The sequence below is a fragment of the Paenibacillus sp. S02 genome, assembly GCF_019454065.1.
Classification (GTDB): Bacteria; Bacillota; Bacilli; order Paenibacillales; family Paenibacillaceae; genus Paenibacillus; species Paenibacillus polymyxa_B.
Genome location: NZ_CP073682.1, coordinates 2,715,967 through 2,734,919, shown reverse-complemented (window position 1 = coordinate 2,734,919; position 18,953 = coordinate 2,715,967). Strand labels below are relative to the sequence as shown.

General features: G+C 41.0%; 24 protein-coding genes, 1 tRNA gene and 2 pseudogenes. 11 read left to right on the top strand and 16 right to left on the bottom strand.

Annotation, left to right across the window (positions count from 1 at the left end; translation table 11 throughout):
• The first annotated feature begins 345 nt into the window (after positions 1-345).
• On the top strand, positions 346-810 hold the full coding sequence (locus tag KAI36_RS12090) for an Abi-alpha family protein (RefSeq protein ID WP_220027853.1): 465 nt from the start codon (positions 346-348) through the stop codon (positions 808-810).
• 219 nt (positions 811-1,029) lie between these two features.
• Here the strand turns inward: KAI36_RS12090 and KAI36_RS12085 are convergent, their stop codons facing one another.
• Both KAI36_RS12085 and KAI36_RS12080 read right to left on the bottom strand, forming a co-directional pair.
• Entirely contained in the window at positions 1,030-1,287 is a 258-nt protein-coding gene (locus tag KAI36_RS12085; RefSeq protein WP_069081090.1) for a hypothetical protein, read from the bottom strand.
• A gap of 50 nt (positions 1,288-1,337) precedes the next feature.
• Positions 1,338-1,841, bottom strand: a complete 504-nt coding sequence (locus KAI36_RS12080) for a hypothetical protein (protein ID WP_220027852.1) — start codon at positions 1,839-1,841, stop codon at positions 1,338-1,340.
• A gap of 92 nt (positions 1,842-1,933) precedes the next feature.
• Between KAI36_RS12080 and KAI36_RS12075 the strand changes: the two genes are divergently transcribed.
• Positions 1,934-2,086: a hypothetical protein gene (locus KAI36_RS12075; protein WP_155766938.1), complete on the top strand. Its 153-nt coding sequence runs from the start codon at positions 1,934-1,936 to the stop codon at positions 2,084-2,086.
• Positions 2,087-2,159: 73 nt separating this feature from the next.
• On the opposite strand, the gene KAI36_RS27235 is transcribed toward KAI36_RS12075, so the two are convergent.
• From KAI36_RS27235 to KAI36_RS12055, 4 genes are all read right to left on the bottom strand, one after another.
• On the bottom strand, positions 2,160-2,300 hold the full coding sequence (locus KAI36_RS27235; protein WP_258382288.1) for a hypothetical protein: 141 nt from the start codon (positions 2,298-2,300) through the stop codon (positions 2,160-2,162).
• Positions 2,301-2,527: 227 nt separating this feature from the next.
• Positions 2,528-2,609: transfer RNA gene (locus KAI36_RS12065), tRNA-OTHER, on the bottom strand.
• Between the two features lie 82 nt (positions 2,610-2,691).
• Positions 2,692-3,204: a hypothetical protein gene (locus KAI36_RS12060; RefSeq protein WP_069081088.1), complete on the bottom strand. Its 513-nt coding sequence runs from the start codon at positions 3,202-3,204 to the stop codon at positions 2,692-2,694.
• 159 nt (positions 3,205-3,363) lie between these two features.
• A complete protein-coding gene (locus tag KAI36_RS12055) occupies positions 3,364-3,555 on the bottom strand; it encodes a hypothetical protein (RefSeq protein ID WP_220027851.1) in 192 nt (63 codons plus the stop codon).
• 680 nt (positions 3,556-4,235) lie between these two features.
• Between KAI36_RS12055 and KAI36_RS12050 the strand changes: the two genes are divergently transcribed.
• The gene (locus tag KAI36_RS12050; RefSeq protein ID WP_220028105.1) at positions 4,236-4,772 is read left to right on the top strand and encodes a recombinase family protein; all 537 of its coding nucleotides are present in this window, start codon (positions 4,236-4,238) and stop codon (positions 4,770-4,772) included.
• Complete coding sequence (locus KAI36_RS27230) at positions 4,742-5,575, top strand: recombinase zinc ribbon domain-containing protein (protein WP_258382338.1); 834 nt, start codon at positions 4,742-4,744, stop codon at positions 5,573-5,575. Before KAI36_RS12050 ends, KAI36_RS27230 begins: the two co-directional genes overlap by 31 nt.
• 39 nt (positions 5,576-5,614) lie before the next feature.
• Here the strand turns inward: KAI36_RS27230 and KAI36_RS27225 are convergent.
• From KAI36_RS27225 to KAI36_RS12035, 3 genes and pseudogenes are all read right to left on the bottom strand, one after another.
• Positions 5,615-5,794, bottom strand: a pseudogene (locus tag KAI36_RS27225) (DUF255 domain-containing protein); the annotation flags it as partial.
• Positions 5,795-5,909: 115 nt separating this feature from the next.
• A complete protein-coding gene (locus tag KAI36_RS12040) occupies positions 5,910-6,887 on the bottom strand; it encodes an alpha/beta hydrolase fold domain-containing protein (RefSeq protein WP_220028104.1) in 978 nt (325 codons plus the stop codon).
• 456 nt (positions 6,888-7,343) lie between these two features.
• On the bottom strand, positions 7,344-7,616 hold the full coding sequence (locus KAI36_RS12035) for a CD3324 family protein (protein ID WP_220028103.1): 273 nt from the start codon (positions 7,614-7,616) through the stop codon (positions 7,344-7,346).
• 399 nt (positions 7,617-8,015) lie between these two features.
• Between KAI36_RS12035 and KAI36_RS12030 the strand changes: the two genes are divergently transcribed.
• Positions 8,016-8,738, top strand: a complete 723-nt coding sequence (locus KAI36_RS12030; RefSeq protein ID WP_220027849.1) for a TetR family transcriptional regulator — start codon at positions 8,016-8,018, stop codon at positions 8,736-8,738.
• A 26-nt stretch (positions 8,739-8,764) separates the two neighbouring features.
• Positions 8,765-9,511 (top strand): type I methionyl aminopeptidase, encoded by a 747-nt coding sequence (map, locus tag KAI36_RS12025; RefSeq protein ID WP_023988527.1) that lies wholly within the window; start codon positions 8,765-8,767, stop codon positions 9,509-9,511.
• Positions 9,512-9,727: 216 nt separating this feature from the next.
• Here map and KAI36_RS12020 read toward each other — a convergent pair whose 3' ends face one another.
• Positions 9,728-10,222: a DUF2798 domain-containing protein gene (locus tag KAI36_RS12020; RefSeq protein ID WP_025718943.1), complete on the bottom strand. Its 495-nt coding sequence runs from the start codon at positions 10,220-10,222 to the stop codon at positions 9,728-9,730.
• 298 nt (positions 10,223-10,520) lie between these two features.
• Here KAI36_RS12020 and KAI36_RS12015 point away from each other — a divergent pair, with 298 nt between their 5' ends.
• Complete coding sequence (locus KAI36_RS12015; RefSeq protein WP_220027848.1) at positions 10,521-11,051, top strand: DUF4303 domain-containing protein; 531 nt, start codon at positions 10,521-10,523, stop codon at positions 11,049-11,051.
• 486 nt (positions 11,052-11,537) lie between these two features.
• Here the strand turns inward: KAI36_RS12015 and KAI36_RS12010 are convergent, their stop codons facing one another.
• Entirely contained in the window at positions 11,538-11,714 is a 177-nt protein-coding gene (locus KAI36_RS12010) for a hypothetical protein (RefSeq protein ID WP_220027847.1), read from the bottom strand.
• 30 nt (positions 11,715-11,744) lie between these two features.
• Positions 11,745-12,446, bottom strand: a complete 702-nt coding sequence (locus KAI36_RS12005) for an RNA polymerase sigma factor (protein WP_258382286.1) — start codon at positions 12,444-12,446, stop codon at positions 11,745-11,747.
• 224 nt (positions 12,447-12,670) lie between these two features.
• Between KAI36_RS12005 and clpP the strand changes: the two genes are divergently transcribed.
• The 3 genes from clpP to KAI36_RS11990 are packed head-to-tail and all read left to right on the top strand — an operon-like array spanning position 12,671 to position 14,235.
• A complete protein-coding gene (gene clpP, locus KAI36_RS12000) occupies positions 12,671-13,255 on the top strand; it encodes an ATP-dependent Clp endopeptidase proteolytic subunit ClpP (protein WP_013310269.1) in 585 nt (194 codons plus the stop codon).
• A gap of 59 nt (positions 13,256-13,314) precedes the next feature.
• On the top strand, positions 13,315-13,521 hold the full coding sequence (locus KAI36_RS11995) for a hypothetical protein (protein ID WP_220027845.1): 207 nt from the start codon (positions 13,315-13,317) through the stop codon (positions 13,519-13,521).
• Between the two features lie 48 nt (positions 13,522-13,569).
• Positions 13,570-14,235 carry an MBL fold metallo-hydrolase gene (locus KAI36_RS11990; protein ID WP_220027844.1) on the top strand — a complete coding sequence of 222 codons (666 nt, stop codon included), beginning with the start codon at positions 13,570-13,572 and terminating at the stop codon, positions 14,233-14,235.
• Between the two features lie 166 nt (positions 14,236-14,401).
• Here KAI36_RS11990 and KAI36_RS11985 read toward each other — a convergent pair whose 3' ends face one another.
• Positions 14,402-14,977 (bottom strand): TetR/AcrR family transcriptional regulator, encoded by a 576-nt coding sequence (locus tag KAI36_RS11985; protein ID WP_220027843.1) that lies wholly within the window; start codon positions 14,975-14,977, stop codon positions 14,402-14,404.
• A gap of 134 nt (positions 14,978-15,111) precedes the next feature.
• On the opposite strand from KAI36_RS11985, the pseudogene KAI36_RS11980 reads away from it, so the two are divergent.
• Positions 15,112-15,363, top strand: a pseudogene (locus KAI36_RS11980) (alpha/beta hydrolase); the annotation flags it as partial.
• A 96-nt stretch (positions 15,364-15,459) separates the two neighbouring features.
• Here KAI36_RS11980 and KAI36_RS11975 read toward each other — a convergent pair.
• From KAI36_RS11975 to KAI36_RS11965, 3 genes are all read right to left on the bottom strand, one after another.
• Entirely contained in the window at positions 15,460-16,248 is a 789-nt protein-coding gene (locus tag KAI36_RS11975) for a hypothetical protein (RefSeq protein ID WP_220027842.1), read from the bottom strand.
• A 24-nt stretch (positions 16,249-16,272) separates the two neighbouring features.
• The gene (locus KAI36_RS11970; RefSeq protein ID WP_220027841.1) at positions 16,273-17,244 is read right to left on the bottom strand and encodes an ABC transporter substrate-binding protein; all 972 of its coding nucleotides are present in this window, start codon (positions 17,242-17,244) and stop codon (positions 16,273-16,275) included.
• 128 nt (positions 17,245-17,372) lie between these two features.
• The gene (locus KAI36_RS11965; RefSeq protein ID WP_220027840.1) at positions 17,373-18,875 is read right to left on the bottom strand and encodes an AraC family transcriptional regulator; all 1,503 of its coding nucleotides are present in this window, start codon (positions 18,873-18,875) and stop codon (positions 17,373-17,375) included.
• Between the last annotated feature and the right edge of the window lie 78 nt (positions 18,876-18,953).

Here is an 18,953-nt window from a genome sequence, read left to right as displayed (position 1 = left end):
GTTCTCTTTGTAATTCTAATATCTTAACTACTTCTATTATTCGACCACTCAATCTGGTAAAATATTCTTATTGAAAAATTGGAGGTCTATGTTATGGAAAAAGAATATCTTGAGCTTACAACCGCTGTACTTGACACCATTCCTGAAGAGTCTAAAAAAATTTATTAGACAAGCCCACTTCTGAATTAGGTGAAGGTTTTGGGAATACATTTTACGTTATTTTCTATCCTTTTCTAAAAGCCAGAATTAAGTTGGAAGCAAAAATTGAGGCGCTTAAAAATGAAATAGTTGAAAAACATAATCACATCCCTTCAACAGATAGAATTGAAGCACCTTTAAATATCTATGGATGCGAAGCAACAATACAACGTTCATCCTTCTTTTGTTGAAATCATCAAGCAACTTACTCCCTTTGATGCAAAAGTTCTATCCTCTTTAGTTTATTGGAGTAAAGGTACTGTGGGGGTTGCCAACGTAGCTATGAAACCCTTAGAAGGCACTGGCCATGGTATATGGTTTAGAAATGTTTTTCCGTTTCCAGACTTAACTTTTGAAAATGTAAATAGATATTGCGCATCGGTCGATAATTTAATAAGGCTTTCAATTATAGAAGTAAATTATTCCTCAAGTTATACGAATAAAGATTTTTATAATAGTTTGACTAATTCCACTTTCCTGACCGAGTGTGAAGAACATCTAGAGAAAGTCAAAAGGGAACGTGGTGAAATTAACTTCGAATCGGTTTTTCTTATTCAGGGAATGTGGAATTTCACTACTCTTGGCTCTAATTTTATTAGCTGTTGTCTATAAAAATAGAACAACACTATCAGTGCTAATATGTGTGTGATGATTATTCAAGAAATATTATCGACATTAAGAACATAATTAAAGGGCGACTTTGAGGGTCGCCTTTTAATGGATTTACTAGGATCGCACTCAAACCATTCTTGGTAGGCTTTTGTCTGCCACATGAACATTGGCCTTCACCCTTTCAGTAAATAAAAAAAGCACCAGTTAGGGTGCTTATCTTTAACCTTTTGTCTGCCTAACAAATTCGATCTGTTCTCGTAAATCCTTGTTTGTAATCTTCATTGTCTCTAGTGATTTCGTAATGTTATCAATGAAAAAAGAAAAATCCTTCTCCGAATAGGATTCCTCGTTAGCTTTATATTGTCTTAGTAATATAAGAAACTCCATATAGAGCCTAGAGTTTTCTTTTTCCACTGCCGTTAATTCCTTTTCAGCGATTTCTAGTTGCTCACGACTCATTTTTAAATACTCATCCATGAGTTTTTTCACCTCCTCTTTTCATATATCGGGAGAAGCGAAATATAATATTATGGTGCTATCCAACTCTTTATATATGCCCCCATGATACCGCCGATAACAGCAGTAACAACAATCCTCGAAACTTCCCAAATAGCTTTGTACATTCTGTTTTTAGCAGCTTGATTAATAATACAAATTTTAATTTCAATCGCTGAAAGTACATCATTTAATTCTTTCTGTATAAAATCATTAAAATTATATTCATCGCGATATATACGCATTTTAACAAGATGCTCTTTATGATTCTGATATTCTCCTACTATGAAAGACTGAAGCTTTGACTTGACTGCCTTTATTTGTAGAAAACCTAGATTAGTGTGCGCCAGATTATCAAGCAGCATAAGTAGTTCATTCTTTGTTTCTTCCGTTAGAATACTGAACGACTCGGTTATTGCATGAGTTGTTGTCAAGTTCTTAGCTCTATTCAGTTGAGCCAACTTATTCCGTGGTTCTCGGTTAATATGAGTAGAAGCTGCAGTAAGAGCATCATCTATAAGGGTATTGAAATCCACCAGAACACCTCCTTCGACACAACAATTCGACATACAGGAAGGATATTCCTTTTTATGCGCCGAAAGTATTAGTTCGAAAGGAGGTATGTATTTTGTTGCAATGGATTGAGAACAATGTGAAAACTGCGATCATAGCCGCTATCGCCCTTGCTTTCATCGCTTCTGCGGCGAACTATGTTCTGCAAAATGTCCCTACATTCACGAACAAACTGGGGCCATCTTTTGAAATGATGGATTCCAAATAGCGCCCTGCGGACTCGAACCGCACATTTACCTTTAGGCACTGTAAATTCCCCGGAGCTGATCCGGGGATAAACACTATTGCAGCTCTTTGACTACCTTTGCCATGTGAGCAGGAATCGTAAAACCCTCGCTCTCAGTCAGGCTACCATCCGCATGCAGCTTGATAGCCAACTGGTCGTATTCACCTGTACCCGTAGGCACAAACAGGGTTACCATATGCGTGTGGACCAGCAAAGCTTACCACTTTACCAGTGGGGCTATATTTAAGAGCCTCAGCCTCGGTATTTACCACCTTAAAGATATTATCCGAACCAAGATATCCGTATCCGCCATTACGTACTGCGCTTGCTTCTGTACTCATTACAAAACACTTCCTTTTCTCTTATTGTGAAAACAAAAAGAGCAGCGCATATACGCCACTCTCATTCATCCATTTATTTAGGTGCACGGTGTGGGAATTGAACCCACGACTTTAGGTCTGTTTTACTCGGGCCCGCCTGCGCTCTACCACTGAGCTAACCGTGCATAATAGTGATATTGAAGAAACTAAAAAGGTCGGCACGATAGCCGACCTCCTCACTGCATTTAAATAACTATAATGTGATTATTACAGTTCTCCTCGTGAAGTGCCTATACGAACTGAAAGCTCGCCCTCCATGTATGCTTTACCCGAGGAAAGAGATACATAATACTTATTAGCACCAGGCCAAGCGCTTGAACTAATTTCACTGTAAGTGCGACCAGGTTCTACAGTTCCAGACAACATTTGTGTACCTGTTTCTGAGCCTCTGTTCACCGAAAATTTAATTGGCTGCTTACCGTCATTACGTATCCATACTTTAACATAGCCATAACCTGCCGGTATATCGAAATTTTCTGTAAGTTCTGTGTTGCGGAGAGTTCTATCAACCACCGATTTAGTGGCATAAGGAGTAATAACATGATCTCCCGCTTTTGGTGTATTCACATCGGTCGATGTGTTTGCAGATTGGGAAACTGCTGTTGAGTCAGTTGTAGCTGGTGCAACATCCGTAGCTGCTGCAGAAGCAGATAACGGAATTGCAAGAGCTAGAGACAAAACAGATACTACAGAAGCCTTTTTAATGTTCTTCATACTCATAAGCCCACTTTCTTTGATTTTTTATCCTGTATACTTTATCAATCAAACAATATGTATAGAAACTATTAGAGTGTTCAAGATTGATAAAGTTTTTACAGGTATCTATGAACATTTACATTATAAGTATTTTATTGTAATTATTCAACAAAAAATGGGTTTTTATTCCATGTTAGCAGAAGCCCGGATTTGAACCAGGACTGTGGGGAACTGACCCCCGCAGCGCACCTCGCATTCTGCATGAAACTGCTGGCGGATTCGAACCACCGATACACCCACCCATTCTTTTTCGCGAGAAGGAATCGAACCTTCGTGGATATACCCCATTGCGGTTATGATAATAGATGTGGACAAGGGACTTTCACCCTTGCATACAGCCTTTGCTATTTACTCCCTTTGACTGCGTAATGGGATTATCCGCGTCTCTCTTCCGCCACCACATCATGATATAAGCTTTGTTGGAATCCGGTACTTGCTTACGCGTCCGGCCTGCGCTCCTGATCCATTCTTTAGCGGCTAGGATCACCATGCATGAGGAATGCGCTTGGCAGACGCAAATAACAAGAGTGGAGTATTGTTTATGTGGTCAAGGGATGTACTGCACGCTTAGCGCCTTTCGGCTCCCTTCTGCCTTATGCATTGCCCCAAGAAAGAGCACCATGCCCGCTTGTCCTACCCTTGCGGCTCTCTGTAGGTCTTACGCCTACCACCGTCAAACAGGTATATTGTCGTGTCGGGTGCTGCTCTCTCTTTGTTTTCCATATTATAAGAATACACTATATAAAACCTAATGATTTATAGTTATTTCGAATAATTAACAAAAAATTATTGATTATTTTTCTAATCGTTGTATATTTGTGTCATTACATTTGGAAAGGTGTCTTGTTATGGATAATACTTCATACATAATAAAATATGTCGCTCTTTATCTTCGAAAAAGCCGTGGAGAAGAAGATACAGATCTTGAAAAGCACCGCTTCATCTTGAGAGAGATATGTGTGAAGCATGGATGAAAGTATGTTGAATACGTTGAAATAGCGAGTTCTGAAACAATAGAGTATAGACCTAGATTTAAAAGTTTGCTGTCTGACGTTGAGGAAGGTATTTATGATGCTGTTCTTGTAGTTGATTATCAGCGTCTTGGCAGAGGGGAACTTGAGGATCAAGGAAAGATAAAACGTATCTTCCGTGATAGTGAGACGTACATAGTCACACCCGAAAAAATATATAACCTCGTTGATGATACGGACGATTTGCTTGTGGATGTAAGAGGACTACTTGCTCGTCAGGAATATAAGACAACTACGAAAAATTTGCAACGCGGAAAGAAAATTGGAGCAAGGCTTGGCAAATGGACAAATGGACCGGCTCCTTTTCCTTATGTTTATGTAGCAGCAATAAAAGGGATCGAGGTCGTTCCCGAAAAAAATGTTGTCTACCAAGAAATGAAATCCAGGATTTTTGGAGGTGAAAGCTTAGAATCAATTGGCTGGGATTTTAATAGACGTAGCATTCCCGGTCCCGGACCTAAAAATGGATTATGGCACTCAAATACGATACAGGGAAAATAATTTCGAACAAAACAAAAGGATCCGGTCACAAAAAAAAGAAAGCTCAGCCACTGGTTATCAATCCACGAGAAGAATGGGTCATTGTAGAAAACTGTCATGCCGCTGTAAAAACTGAGGAAGAACACATGAAATTATTAGCAATGTTAGAGAAAGGTCAAATTGTACCGAATCGCGCAAAGGCAGGAACATATGCCCTGTCTGGCCTAGTGTTTTGTGGGAAATGCAAGAAAATGATGCGTTATAATGTTCGCTCTGATGGTTATAGCACTAACTCAATTAAGGCCTGTAATAAATACGACCACTTTGGCAACTATTGTAGCAACAGTGGCGTAAAGGTTAATATCCTTACTGACTTTATAGATCGGGGGATAGCCGATTACGAACAGAGAATTATTGATAGTGATAATTACATCAACACTGATGTAATCGAAAAATTAGAGCGGATCATTCGTGAAAAAGAAACTCAGTTAACCAAGCTCAACAGAGCGCTGTCTAAGATAAAGGAAATGTATGAAATGGAGGAATATACACGAGAAGAGTATGAGGAGCGTAAAGTTAAACGGCAACAAGAAATATCTGCTCTCGAATCCGAATTAGCGGTCCATCGTTATGAGATAAACTACGACAGCAGAGAAAAGAATAAAGAACGGATGAAATTAATAAAGTCATTTAAAGACATTTGGTCTTCTGAATCTGCAACTGGACATGATAAGAATATGATTGCAAAAATGATTATCTCCAGAATAGAGTATATATATGATAAAGGTACGTACAATCTGAATATATCTATTCAATTTAACTAAATCCTTACTCAGTAAGGGTTTTTTTTTGAGGCTTAAGAAAACGTGACACCAATGGCAAGTGAAATAGCCGACAGATAGGAAAATAGGCTTGTTATTACGCTTAGCAATTTCAAAAGCCTCATCTGACCAAGGGAACCAATTTACTGGATTGTGAGCATGCTGTAGCAAATAAGGTGATTTTTCCTTGGCTAGTCTATTCGGTTTGCTGCTCGTTGTCATGGGACATCACCACTTCCGTAGTTGTAGGTATGAAAAAGCACTGATGGATATTCTCCATCAGTGCTTTATTTACTGCAATCGTACCTTATTAGAGTTTAACATTATACTCATTAGATTATATATCAAATATCTCCAGAGCTTTCAGTAAGGCGTATTCACTTGTTCTAGCCCCTTCTTTTGAAAAATGTGCATCCGGAAACGCGGGAGACATATGATGGTACCCGGGATAGACATGTAATTCCACTAAGACACCATCAAAGGCCAGTTGTTTTGCAAAAACTAAGGCTTCATCAATGAATAAATCAAGGGTACCTATATTTATATAAGTCGGTGGTAACCCGGCCAATGACTTAGCACGGGCCGGCACATAATACTCACTTACCTCCTCCTGACCCGGTTCATCCCCCAATACAGATTTCCAGCCAAAATAGTTGCTTTGTTTTGTCCAAATAAACTCTCCTGCGTATGGATGCTCTGGTGCGGTGCTTGTGCGATCATCTAGCATTGGCCTCATTAATCTTAGATGATGGATTTCGAATTTCTTCTGATCAAGAATGTACAAGGCTAGGCCAGCCGCCAATCCGCCGCCAGCGCTGCTGCCCCCTACGGCAACTTTCTGAGTATCTATCCCTAACTCTTCCGCATGTTCAATACACCATTTTAGGCCCGAATAACAATCCTGTAACTGACTTGGCTGTACATGCTCTGGTGCTAGGCGATAGTACACAGATACACAACAAAAACCATGTTGTGAAGCAAGAGATGCATTAGCAGGGCGATCCACGACTGGACTTCCTAAGACCATCCCGCCTCCGTGTATCGAATAATATAGAGGCATCTTATGATGCTTTGATTGTTTGGGCTTAATGATTTCTATTTGAATATCTGGACCACTAAAATAACTTGGCACAATCTTTTTTTCTAATGTAATAGGGAACATCTGCGTTACATCTATTTGTTGCATCATTTGAGATTGATTTTTACGTGCTTCCATTAGTGTAGATTCGGTAAGATCGGTTGTTGGTATTAAATCAACTGCACTGATAATTTCTGGATCAATCAGATGTCTACTCCTACTTTTTTGCTCCCCCATAGTAATCGTTTCCCCGCTTTCTTGTTTTAAAGACAATGAATCAATACATATTTCAATTGTTGCTGTCGTTTATATTCATATTTTAAAGATTAAAATTAGCTTTATAAATGAAAACAACGAGTTAGAATCATTTTTGACATAAAAACAATAATGAAAAAATGAAGTACAGCCTTTGAAATAGAATGGTTCTGTTGGATCATCGAGGGAGGGTGAGCGGAATTTTGGGATCAAGAACGGTATGTAAAAAGTTCAAGAGAGAAAATGAAATGCCAAAAACGTATTTCGGAATCTGGATGTGGGAGGTAATGCAAACACACATCAAACCTTTTGCCAAATAAAAAAGACGTGACGGATTGGTCGTTCACAGCGATCATCCGATCACGCCCTAAGCTCACCACGTTATGAAGCCAAAATTAAATTCATTTATGCGGGTAGAGTACCACGCCACTTTGCAAACTAGGTATTTTTATGTGAATAAACAATTTTCTTAATAGTTTCGGTAGAGAGGAAAAACTCCTTAGCTAATTGCTCGATACTACTACTATTTTGAAAAGCAATTCTGATTGCGGCATTTCGCTGTTCAAGCAACCTTCTCCCCCCACTCAAACTGCCCCAATCCATATATTCCGTTTTTGGCTTAGGAATATACAGAGTCTCTCCTTGAACATATTTTTGAATTTCCATAATTAGTTTTTGAGGTAAAACTTTTGTAGCATTCGTATATTTCAATTTTGCTCGCCCCTTATTTTGATTCTTTAAAATAAGGTGCAAAGCCAAAAATATTAAAAAAGCTTGTTCAGCGTTAAAAATTGTTTCGCCCCATACAAAGTAACGCTTTCCTAATAATTGGCTTTGCATGAGTGTAAGAAGTCACAGACAATCCCAATAGATTCTCCATCAGTAGGCACCCCCTTTTACCTCGCAAGTATAGCATAACTTCTGCTCACCTGGGACCAGCTAAATGATATCAGTACAATCCACCATTAAAATTGAGCTGATATATAACTGATCTTCATTCGTTTATGAGGTGTTGCCGGGACTTTTGTTTGCCCGACTCTTGTTATTCGCAAGCCAATGTTTTATATTGACATAAGAGTAGGTCAAAAATAAAAGAGGTGAACGGACGAGATGTCTCCACGCACGAAGGAACAAAACGAAGAGATCCGGTTGCGGCGTCTGACGCAAATCCGGAAAGCCGCTGCCGATGTGTTTTTGAATAAAGGGCCTTTACTGGAAATCCGCGATGTGGCCGTGCAAGCGGGACTCGGCTATGGCACGGTATACCATTATTACAGTAATAAGGGCAATTTGCTCCACGATCTGCTATGGGACGCGTTGGAGCGGGCCGGGGGATGGCTGGAGGCCCCGCGCGCTTCGGCTTCGGGGGAGGCGCCAGCGGGCGGGCATTTCGGCTTGGCTGCTGCGGCGGACACCGGGAACTCGGCTGCCGCGGATTCCCAAAGCGGAAGCCGCGAACCGGCCGCTGCCGCAGAGCTTGGCCCCGTCGCCGCCGCCGGCATTCGGCTGCTGCAGCTTTGGGCGGAGGACCACGCCCTGTACCTGCTGCATAAGCTGGCCGGTGAGGGCTTTGCCTCGCTGCCTGAAGCGCGCTCGGCCCCGCTCTCGGCCGCCTTTCGGCGGGAGGTGCTCGCGCCGCTTGCCGCGCTGCTGGAAACCGGTCGTGCGGCGGACGGGACTGCCGCTTCCGGCGGAAACGCGGCGGAGCCGCCGTATCGGCTACAGCGCGCGGAAATGCTGCTGGCCGCCTTGGCCGGCTGCGCCTCGCTTTCGCTTCGCCGCGGAAAGCTGCACGAGGAGGCCATGGATATCGCCCGGTTTTTAAAATTATAGAATTGATAAGGAGCGAATACACAAAGATGATCATTTTAAAATCACCTAGGGAAATCGAAGAGATGAAGCCGGCGAGCCAAATCGTTGCGGACTGCTACCGCGAGGTGGCCAAACTGATCGAGCCTGGGATCACCACCCGGGAAATCAATGACTTTGTTGCCAGACACATCACCAAGCTGGGCGGCAAGCAGTTTACGAAAGGGTACAACGGTTTCCCCGCCGAAACCTGCATTTCGGTCAACGATGTGGTGGCCCACGGCATTCCTTCAAACCAGGCGCTTATGGACGGCGACTTGCTGAAGCTCGACATCGTCGTGGAATACGGCGGATGGTTCGGCGATTCGTGCTGGTGCTATGCGGTGGGCAATATCCGGCCGGAAGCGCAAAAATTAATGAAGGTGACAAAGGAATGCTTGGATCTGGGGATCGCCCGGGCACTCCCGGGGGGCCGGCTCGGCGACATAACGTCGGCGATTCAACAGCATGCGGAATCAAACGGTTTTTCGGTCGTACGCGATCTGCTGGCGCATGGGATCGGGCGGAGCCTGCACGAGGAGCCAAGCTACGAGCATATCGGCGTAGCCGGCAAAGGCATTCGGTTAAAGGAAGGCATGGTGTTTACGATTGAACCGATGATCAACCAAGGTACGTTCCGTATCACGATCGACGACGATCAGTGGACGGCGAGAACGGCCGACGGCAAGTTGTCGGCGCAATATGAGCATACGATCGCAGTTACGTCGGACGGACCACTGATTTTAACGGCCCAGTAAGCATAGAGGCGAACGGACGGCAATGCGTCATTTTAGGAAATAAGTCGCCACCCCAGCCTGCTTGGCCTGACGAAAGTTCGTAATCCGAAACGCGAAAAAGCGCTGGTTCCAGCCTGGGACCAGCGCTTTTTTTACATGGTTTGTAACTTTACCGATTTACGAAAAACCACGTTGTTATGCGGTTTTTTATTATGACTTTGGTATCGTGTTACGGATTTACACTCTCTCTTGGCTAGCCTGTCTTGCGTGTATTTTTTTCATTGCAAATCTTGCTATTGGCTGAGCAATCAATAGCTCAATCCAAAATGCTACACCAAAATTTCTAAACCAACTATGAAAGAAGTTCTGGAAAGGTTCTAGGCTTATTTGTTTCGTACCAACCCAAGTTCCTATAATGGTTAGAAGAATAGATAAGACCGCAACGTTCAATAAAGTATTCAATAAAACTCTAGCATTAAATCCATCTGTTTGTCCTACAAATTTGGGTATCACTTTACCCACTAACGGTCCCGCAACCAATCTAACTAACAAAACAACGATAATCCACATAAACGGAATAATCTTTAGTGTTTCTAAATAATTTTCTTTACTAAAGCCGCGCTCCAATCCCATAATAATCGGGGCGATCGTGTTTACTGAAATAATTGAAATAATCAATAAAAATAATATACCTTCTTTTGCGTTTTGAGGCAGTCTTTCTTCCTTATACATATTGTTTCCCTCCGAAATAAAAATATTTCAGATGGTAGACGTATCATGCGACATATATTTTTGGTCATTAAAACTAGTACCAATATCTCTACACACTGATCTAACAATTATAACAACTTTTTTTAAACAAATGAAAGGATTTCTAAAACATTTTTTCTGCCAGTGACATTCGTAAACTATGACGATCCTTGGACTGTCGCTACAAGAATAGAAAGAGAATAACGGCAGGCTACACGAGTCGTGCTAATAATGTAATATATAATCAAGCATAAAACTCATAAAGGAGTATATGAACCAGATGAACAATTTTCTGAATGAATTTGAGGAAAGATTTAGGGCAGGATTTTTGGATGATCTTAAAAGCATACTGGAAGAAGTGAAGAATGAGAAGGTTTACGCTTGTGCTTTTGGCACAGACAGCGATTTTGTCACATTGTTTCTTGCTGTTAATACGGAGGAATCACTTGCTAAATATATCACAAACATGAAGGCCCAAGACCTGTGCAACAGCAAGGAAGATGAAAATTATTATAGATGGGGATTTTGCGAATATCAATATGGCGATACAACACACTTGAATCATATTAGCAAATTTCTGTATGCAACCGAAAATGTGTTTGACTATAAAGATGAAATGATAAAAATTATGGCCAAGGTAGTTAAGGAAACAGACGATGTACTTTTTAATCAATTCGGCCAATCCAAAGAAGATATTATTTTTTTCATGTCCATGACGGATGATGATATGGCCGAGGAACTGGAAAATCAGTCCGTAATTCAGATGACAAACGCCAAATTAGTTGATGGCTTCTTGCATCGTTATCAATAAAAGTGCGTTTGGAATATTACACTCATTTCGTTCAGGTAGATTGCTTTACCAGACAAATTCACCAATGTGCTTGTCTAATGCACCGATAGTATCCTCTTGATCTACACGGGGGAGTACCAGCAAAGTTGACACTTCCCCAATATTAGAAAAGCTTTTTCATAGATGTAATATGTATTCAACTTTAAAATCCACATATCAATTCATTTTAAATGGGACCTCTATATCCTCGCCTATCTCGTTAATTGTATCCTCGATAATTTCTCGGATTTCTTCATTTAGATCTCTTTCTAAAGAGTCTTTCATTAAGTTGTAACTCATTTTTAAATTTAGATTAACAACAACGGATGAATAAACATCGACTATCTCCGAAGATGTATCATTCCATAATTTAAGTACAAAACGATCTACTCTTTTTCTGAACGAATCACTTAACAATTCATAGGTGTTAGCTCTCAGGGTTCACTTTCTAATATAAAAAATTAAATATTATTCCTGAATGATATCACCGATATTTCCGCACAGCCACCATGGACTCTTTGCCATCATTGGCTGTGCGCTGCCTCTGTTACTGCCCCGCATGATTTTCACCCTACTGCCTGTAATCCCGAACAATCTGTTCGTAAATTGGAATGACCGGGAACTTGTTTCATCAGAAACAACCACTATGATCCGCTCCACATTTCTCTTCGCAAACTACGCCGCTATCATATTCATGATATGGGAATCCGTTTGTTTTACTGAAGCGAGACTCCGGTGCAGCTTATGATTGACGATTCCGATCACCACGTCCGGCTCCATTTCATCCTGATGGGAGAGCATAACCATTGCTGCAATATCTCCCATCTGATATGCTGCCGTCAACGCCCTTAGAAAAGTCTTCGAGTTTTCACTTTCCGGTAAGGATAACTCTCCTTTGAGGAGATCCTCCCTGACTGCTCCAAGCGATTTTCGTGCCCGGTGGAGTGCAACTTTTACCGCTCCCTCCGTTGTTTCAAGCTTGTCGGATGTCTCACGAATCGAATATCCAAACACATCTCGCAGCAAAAAAACAGTTCTTTGAAGCGGAGATAAATGTTTCATTAAGGATTGCAACGCTATCTCGATTTCAAAAGATCCATGATCGGGTACATTTACTCTCGCTTGTTCCCTATTCAATATCCGAGTGTAGACTGCTTTTCTCCGTATGTCATCAATCCAGGTGTTCTTAGCAATCCGTAGCAAAAGCGCTTCGGGATTTGTATGCTCGAAGCTATTTAACTTGCCTAATGCTTTGATCCAAGTGTCCTGAGCCAGTTCTTCCGCATCCCAAGTTGATTTCGTAAGCGACAGACAGTAACGTTTCAGGACCGCCTGTAATTCCTCCAAGTTCTCGATGTTTATTATATTATCTGTCATTTGTATAGAATCATCTATGCGCATAGGTCCTCTCCTCCACGGTCTTATTCTGCCCTTTCCTAGAGCAAAGCCATTTGCTACCTCCAATGTAAACGAACAAGTAGTTGTAAAAGTTACACCATTTACGCAAATCGTTTTCCCATTGAAGCCTCCGTATCTTTTTACGGCCTCGGTTCGTTTACAAGGAGAAATCAACTGGAAACAGGAAATTGGGGGTATAAAAAATGAGTGTTTATGTGCCTTATGTTGTCGAGCAAACCGCTCAAGGTGAAAGATCGTACGATATTTATTCAAGACTATTAAAGGATCGTATTGTGTTTGTCGGGGCAGCCATTGATGACCATTTGGCTAACAGTATTATTGCTCAATTATTGTTCCTGGCGGCAGAAGATCCGGAAAAAGAAATTTACATGTATATCAACAGCCCGGGTGGTTCTACTTCCGCAGGATTTGCCATTTATGATACGATGCAGTACATCAAACCCGATGTGCACACGATATGTACGGGATTTGCTGCTTCGTTTGGAGCGATCCTTTTGCTGGCGGGCGCCAAAGGGAAACGTTCGGCGTTGCCGAACAGTGAAATCATGATCCATCAGCCGCATGGTGGCGCACAAGGTCAGGCCAGCGATATTGCGATCAGCGCAAAACGAATTTTATGGACTCGTGAAAAGGCAACCCGTATCACAGCTGAACGGACCGGGCAATCTTTTGAAAAAGTCGAAAAAGATATGGACCGGGATTTTTACATGTCCGCTCAGGAGGCACTGGAATATGGTGTTATTGATCAAGTGATAACTTCTTTGTAGAGTATGCTCAAAACCTAATGAACCGCAAGAAACTTCAAGAAATAATACGAGGTGATATCATGTTAGCAAGCTTACAAGGCAAGGAAGTAACTATTCATTTTATAGATGGGACAAATGTATGCGACGGGATATTGGATCAGATTGACGACAAGTTCGTTAAATACGTTACGCAATATCAGACGTTTGTTATTCCTATTACATCCATTCGCACCGTATCCATTGACATTAAGGAACGGCAACGCCACAGAGTTGGATTCGCCCCATGAACCTATTTTAGCATGGGTGGCAATTACATTGTACGGAGGCCCGATATTATGGAAATTTCACAGGGAGTAGAAATGCTTCAGCTAGATTTTCATGGGAATATAATTCACCCCATTCTTTTGTGGGATCGAGAAATGGCTGTATTAATAGATACAGGATTTCCCGGGCAAATTGAAGATTTACGCGTGGCTATGGAAAAGGTAGGCGTGTCGTTTGGTCAACTAAAAGCTGTGATTTTGACGCATCAAGATGTGGATCATATAGGAAGTCTTCCTGAGATTTTGCAGGAGTGTGGCAGTCATATTAAAGTCTATGCACACGAACTGGATAAGCCGTATATTCAGGGGGAGATCCCTCTTTTAAAAGATGGTCACCTTGTGAATCCCCCGAAGGGCAAAGTGGATGATATCTTAATAGATGGCCAGGAACTTCCGTTTTGTGGCAGGATTCGCGTCATCCATACGCCTGGGCATACTCCGGGTCATATCAGCCTTTATTTAATGCAAAGTAAGACTCTTATTGCCGGGGATTCGATGTACAGTGTAAACGGCATTCTCGGGGGTATTCATGCCCCGACCACACCGGATATGGATGCAGCTCGTCTCTCATTGAAAAAGTATTTAGATCTCGACATTGCATCCGTAGTTTGCTACCACGGGGGATTAAGTAATGTACATGTTAATGATCAGATATTAGGACTTACCCAAGGATTATAAAGTTAAAGTTCCAGCAAGCTACCTTTTGGTGAAACGATGTTGTGAACGAGAAGATTATTTTAAATAACACTTTGTTAAAGTTCAATCACAAATTAACAAAGTGTTATTTTGCATTTCACAAAATAGATCTTTATTGTTTATTCCTGCAACCCATAATCCACGCGTGCTAACTTGTATATAGATCAGACTTTAACTGATTAAAAATATATTCTTGCATTTGATCTAAAAGAAGAATGATATTAGCATTTTTGCCATTTTTCAAGACCCACTGAATAGACATCATTGAGTTAGCAGCATATAATTCTGCTAAATACTCCAATGCGATCGAAGTTGAAGAATTCTGTTGCTTTAAATAATCTAAGCAAGTCCTAAACAAAATTTGTTCAAATTCCTTACGTAGATCTGCTGTTACTTCATGAACGGCTAACAATGTTGAAATTTCGAGCTTATTTTTAATCATATTATCGGTTACAAGTTCTATGGCATTTGCCACCTTGCCATCTTCGATGGGATCAAAACGCTGCTCAATTTCAACTTTAAAATCAGAAGCATACTGTTTAACTATTTTTTCTAGCAAGTCGTACTTATCCAAATAATGACTATAAAAAGTAGAACGTCCGATAAGAGATTGATCACAAATTTTTTTGATCGTAATATCTTTAAAATCATGTTGTTGGAGTAATTCTATTAAAGCTCGCTCAATAGCTATTTTTGTTTTATAAATTCTGATATCTTCATTCATTTAACCACTTGCTCCTTATGTGTAAGTTTTCGAACACTTCATATATAACATGTAAGATATCTTACAGATTATGCGATACTAATTATTTTTTATGTAGTAACTATACTCTATAGTAAGCACATACCCAAATTGAAGGAGGAAAATATATGTTTAAATCATATGTAAATAATGAACAATTCAATCTTCAAATTAATCGTTTTATCAATGATTATTATCAAGAAGATGATCAATACGTACCTATTAGCCGACTCGCACAAATCCAACAAGAATTAATCAATGCTGCGTCCATTACAACCAAAGTATTTACTAAAGAAACGGGTGATGAGCAACACTGCCAAGCAGGTCACTGGGAATTAGCCTTTAATGAAATGAAGAAATTCCTATAACAACTATAAAAATTATATTGTTCGTACGCAACATGCCCATCAAAATCGTAGTTCCATAGCTTCAATCGTTGTTATCCAATCAAAGCAGATGTTCTTTCAACAACGTCCATTCGCTCTCATTAATGCCCGATCCTTTTCTTTTAATCGCGGACATGTGTAACAGTAACCAAATTCACGATCCAAGCAATAAGCCAGGCAACAAGCTGTTTTCACTAACATTTTTTGATCAGGGATATTTGGGTGTTCAATGAAATTTGGTTTAATATTAAACGGGTTATTACGGAGTCCGAACGCACTAGCATCGACATCGTGTGTGAGCAATTTGAAAAAAGAAATGATCCTGGTTCTACTTTCTTCATTAGACACTTCGGCCAACTCTTCTTCCATTTGAGCATACAACGCATTAACGATTTGTCCCCATAATGGAATAGCGGTTATGGGGGCAAGTTGGGACAAAAGTTGGATTATAGGCGTTACCTGTTCCCTGTAAAAGGAATCAAGCGATTTCTTGTATCCCTCGTCCCGGTCCATTATCGAAATTTGGTTAAATCGTACTTCGTTGATTTTAAATGAAAAAAGCGGATAGCCGTCAACTACATATAATTGTACGGATAAATTAGATAATGATAAATCCAAAAGCAACACGTTGCCTTGATACAGCATGTGCTGCATCGCACCGCATACCCCCGCGTACCAGCTAATAAAAAAAGCTGCCGCTGCAGAACGTTCTTTAGCTTTGATGAGCGTGCTATATGTGTCAATTAAGTGATTCATATTTTCAACTTTTAATAGATCAAATGCAGGGATGGTAAGCACGGTTTTATCAAGCTCATTCAAAGTAAGGAAAAATTTTTCTTCCAAATGTTGAAAATCAACCGTGCCCATAGCATACACTCCCATTATTGTTCTCTATTTTTCAAAAGCATGAACGACATCATTAATAGCATGAAGATCTGCCAATGGAGACATGCCAAGACTAAACCATTCCTTGCCTCCCATCATGTGAACCTGTTTTTTTTTCACGGCTGTCATGTTTTTCCATAAAGAACTGTTCAGCATTTCCTCATATCTATTCCGAACTTCTTGGCTGGAGTCATCATCTAACTGCAAAATGATATGGTCAGGATTATATTCCGGAATTTTTTCCAATGAAATGGATAGACTTAGCTCACCCTGTGGATATTCTTTAATCGGCTTTAGACCTAGTGTCTTATGGATGAAGATTCCCCGATCACTATTTTCTCCGTAAATAACGATCTCCTTCGCCATAATCATCATGTACATGACTGTCTCGTCACCAACTAGAGAATGGAGTTTCTCCTTCGCTTCAGTTTCTTTTGTTTGCAAATCCTGAATGACCTTTTCAGCCTGTTCCACTTTGCCTAGAACCTCGCCAATATCCCGTAACTCATCACGCCAATCATCCCGCTGCGGTAAAAGCACCGTTGGTGCAATTTTGGAAAGCTGAGCATAATCCTTGTCGGACCACCACGTAGGGGCAATAATTAAATCCGGCTTAGAGGCCAGAATAGCTTCAAAATTAGGAGTTTGGGCAATTCCCATCTTCAGTGTATCTTTAAACGGTTCCTTTAAATAGGATGGGAAATCCGGATGATAGTTTTGTACCGCAACAGGCGTAACGCCAAGTGCATATAACAACTCCGGGTAAACAACAGAAAGTCCAATGACCCTTTTGGGCTCCGTTGGAATACTAAGGTCCCCTTTTAAAGTTGAAATAACGTGCTGCTCAGCAGTGGCTCCTTTATTCGCTTTTTCAGAATTGCTAGCTGTGTTTCCTGCATTATTGGCTCCACAACCTGTACATACAATGACGAACAATACGATAATTAAACCTGCGATTATATGTCGTTGTTGCTTCATTCTTCGGTGGTCCTCCTGATCATTTGATTTATTTATGACAACCTCTAATTAAAATTGATTATCATTATCATATATTAGGAGTATAGATGAATTTATAATTTCGGAATATTGACGATAGCGACTTTTTTTCATGCACGATCCCGCCAAATCTTTAAAACTTCATCCAGCATAAGCTCATGAGTGAAAGCCGTATATTCTACCCAAGGATATGAGGGAAGGAAGTCCACCCGGCTGTTCCTGACAGCTTTCAAATCACTCCATAGCTTAGAATTCATGAGTGTTTGCCAACTTAATTGTGACTGAATGTCCTCGTCTACGATGAGCAATAAACGATCTGGATCAAAATTCGCTAGTTGGTCAGGCGTTATCTGCTGATTTTGACTCAAAAGATCGACGCCTTGCACAGGCAGAACATGCAGATCATCGTAAAATACTGTGCCTAGGCTTCTACTGCCCAAAACATTGTAACGATCACCGGTGATTCTCAGAATGAGGAGACGATCATCCTTGAATACATGTTTCACTTGCTCTCTTACAAAAAGAGCCCTTCGATCATATTTTTCAAGCCAAGTCTCGGCTGCTACGGTCTTGTCCAGAAATTTCCCAATTAAGCTCAAATGCGTACGCCAATCGTTCTTCACCCAGGGTACAAAAAATGCAGGTGCAATTTTCCTCAGCATATCCTGTTCCTCAGGAGATACCAGAGTGTCGATACCAACAATAAAATCGGGTTCAGCAAGTCGAATTTCTTCTCTCTTGATCCATTGATTTGAACTTAGAGGGAGCACGGCATCCATGTGATACTTTCGCTTGTAATAACCAGTCCATGGGTGATCGGCTGGTGCGGCGAAAGGATTAATTTGAAGCGCAATCAATTGCCCAATGTTGGGGAAATCGTAGGCGACTATTTTTTTTCTGCTGTTCTTCATAAATGCCGCTGGAGGCACACCCGATACCTGTTTAAATTTTCGCCGAAAATAAGTATCATCATGATAACCTACATGTCGTGCAATATCCCGAAGACGATTTTGCCCACCCGATCTCATCAGCTGTTGTGCCTGCTCAATTCGGAAAACTGCCAAATAATCTATCGCGCTGCAGCCATACCTTTTTTTGAATAATCGCATAAAATGACGGGTACTCATTCCCCCCACCTTGGCCAAGTGATCGATTGTCAGTTCTTTCTGGTAATGCTGCTCTATATAGCCTTTGATATAGTCTAGGACTGTTTCCGAATCGTTTCCTTGTACAAGATGGGCATCTTGCAAGATGGTATGCAGCAGTTCTTGAAAGAGAATTTGCCCGCGAAACCGTTTTAAATGATCCTCATCCTGCAAGTATTGGTTAATGGTATCGCACAACGTATTAACAGAAACCGGCGACGTAATGATAACTTCCCCTTTAGCCGGAAACGGGCTGTTCTTCTTAATAATCTGCATTGAATGGGCTGAAGATACCTCATCGTCCATAACATCAAATCGAAGATAATAAAACCCTCGTTCATCAAAGGAGTGCGCGGCTGCTTCGATGAGTTCTCCTGGCGTACACACGTAAACGCTGCCCTGTCGAAGTTCGGTGAATTGCCCATCAATCGTTAGCCAGCCTTGACCGCTTGCCGCAACAAGAATCATGTGGGATTCGATAAACTGCAGTCTTAGCTCCCAATCATTTGCTTGATTCTTGATATGCTCAATTTCTCGTAGCTTGAA

Bases quoted from the DNA above. Each gene is read 5' to 3' on its own strand.
- KAI36_RS12090 (WP_220027853.1), top strand. From the start codon at position 346: ATGGATGCGAAGCAACAATACAACGTTCATCCTTCTTTTGTTGAAATC.
- KAI36_RS12085 (WP_069081090.1), bottom strand. From the start codon at position 1,287: ATGGATGAGTATTTAAAAATGAGTCGTGAGCAACTAGAAATCGCTGAA.
- KAI36_RS27235 (WP_258382288.1), bottom strand. From the start codon at position 2,300: ATGGTAACCCTGTTTGTGCCTACGGGTACAGGTGAATACGACCAGTTG.
- KAI36_RS12060 (WP_069081088.1), bottom strand. From the start codon at position 3,204: ATGAGTATGAAGAACATTAAAAAGGCTTCTGTAGTATCTGTTTTGTCT.
- KAI36_RS27230 (WP_258382338.1), top strand. From the start codon at position 4,742: ATGGCACTCAAATACGATACAGGGAAAATAATTTCGAACAAAACAAAA.
- KAI36_RS12040 (WP_220028104.1), bottom strand. From the start codon at position 6,887: ATGGGGGAGCAAAAAAGTAGGAGTAGACATCTGATTGATCCAGAAATT.
- KAI36_RS12030 (WP_220027849.1), top strand. From the start codon at position 8,016: ATGTCTCCACGCACGAAGGAACAAAACGAAGAGATCCGGTTGCGGCGT.
- map (WP_023988527.1), top strand. From the start codon at position 8,765: ATGATCATTTTAAAATCACCTAGGGAAATCGAAGAGATGAAGCCGGCG.
- KAI36_RS12020 (WP_025718943.1), bottom strand. From the start codon at position 10,222: ATGTATAAGGAAGAAAGACTGCCTCAAAACGCAAAAGAAGGTATATTA.
- KAI36_RS12015 (WP_220027848.1), top strand. From the start codon at position 10,521: ATGAACAATTTTCTGAATGAATTTGAGGAAAGATTTAGGGCAGGATTT.
- KAI36_RS12005 (WP_258382286.1), bottom strand. From the start codon at position 12,446: ATGACAGATAATATAATAAACATCGAGAACTTGGAGGAATTACAGGCG.
- clpP (WP_013310269.1), top strand. From the start codon at position 12,671: ATGAGTGTTTATGTGCCTTATGTTGTCGAGCAAACCGCTCAAGGTGAA.
- KAI36_RS11995 (WP_220027845.1), top strand. From the start codon at position 13,315: ATGTTAGCAAGCTTACAAGGCAAGGAAGTAACTATTCATTTTATAGAT.
- KAI36_RS11990 (WP_220027844.1), top strand. From the start codon at position 13,570: ATGGAAATTTCACAGGGAGTAGAAATGCTTCAGCTAGATTTTCATGGG.
- KAI36_RS11985 (WP_220027843.1), bottom strand. From the start codon at position 14,977: ATGAATGAAGATATCAGAATTTATAAAACAAAAATAGCTATTGAGCGA.
- KAI36_RS11975 (WP_220027842.1), bottom strand. From the start codon at position 16,248: ATGGGCACGGTTGATTTTCAACATTTGGAAGAAAAATTTTTCCTTACT.
- KAI36_RS11970 (WP_220027841.1), bottom strand. From the start codon at position 17,244: ATGAAGCAACAACGACATATAATCGCAGGTTTAATTATCGTATTGTTC.
- KAI36_RS11965 (WP_220027840.1), bottom strand. From the start codon at position 18,875: ATGATTCTTGTTGCGGCAAGCGGTCAAGGCTGGCTAACGATTGATGGG.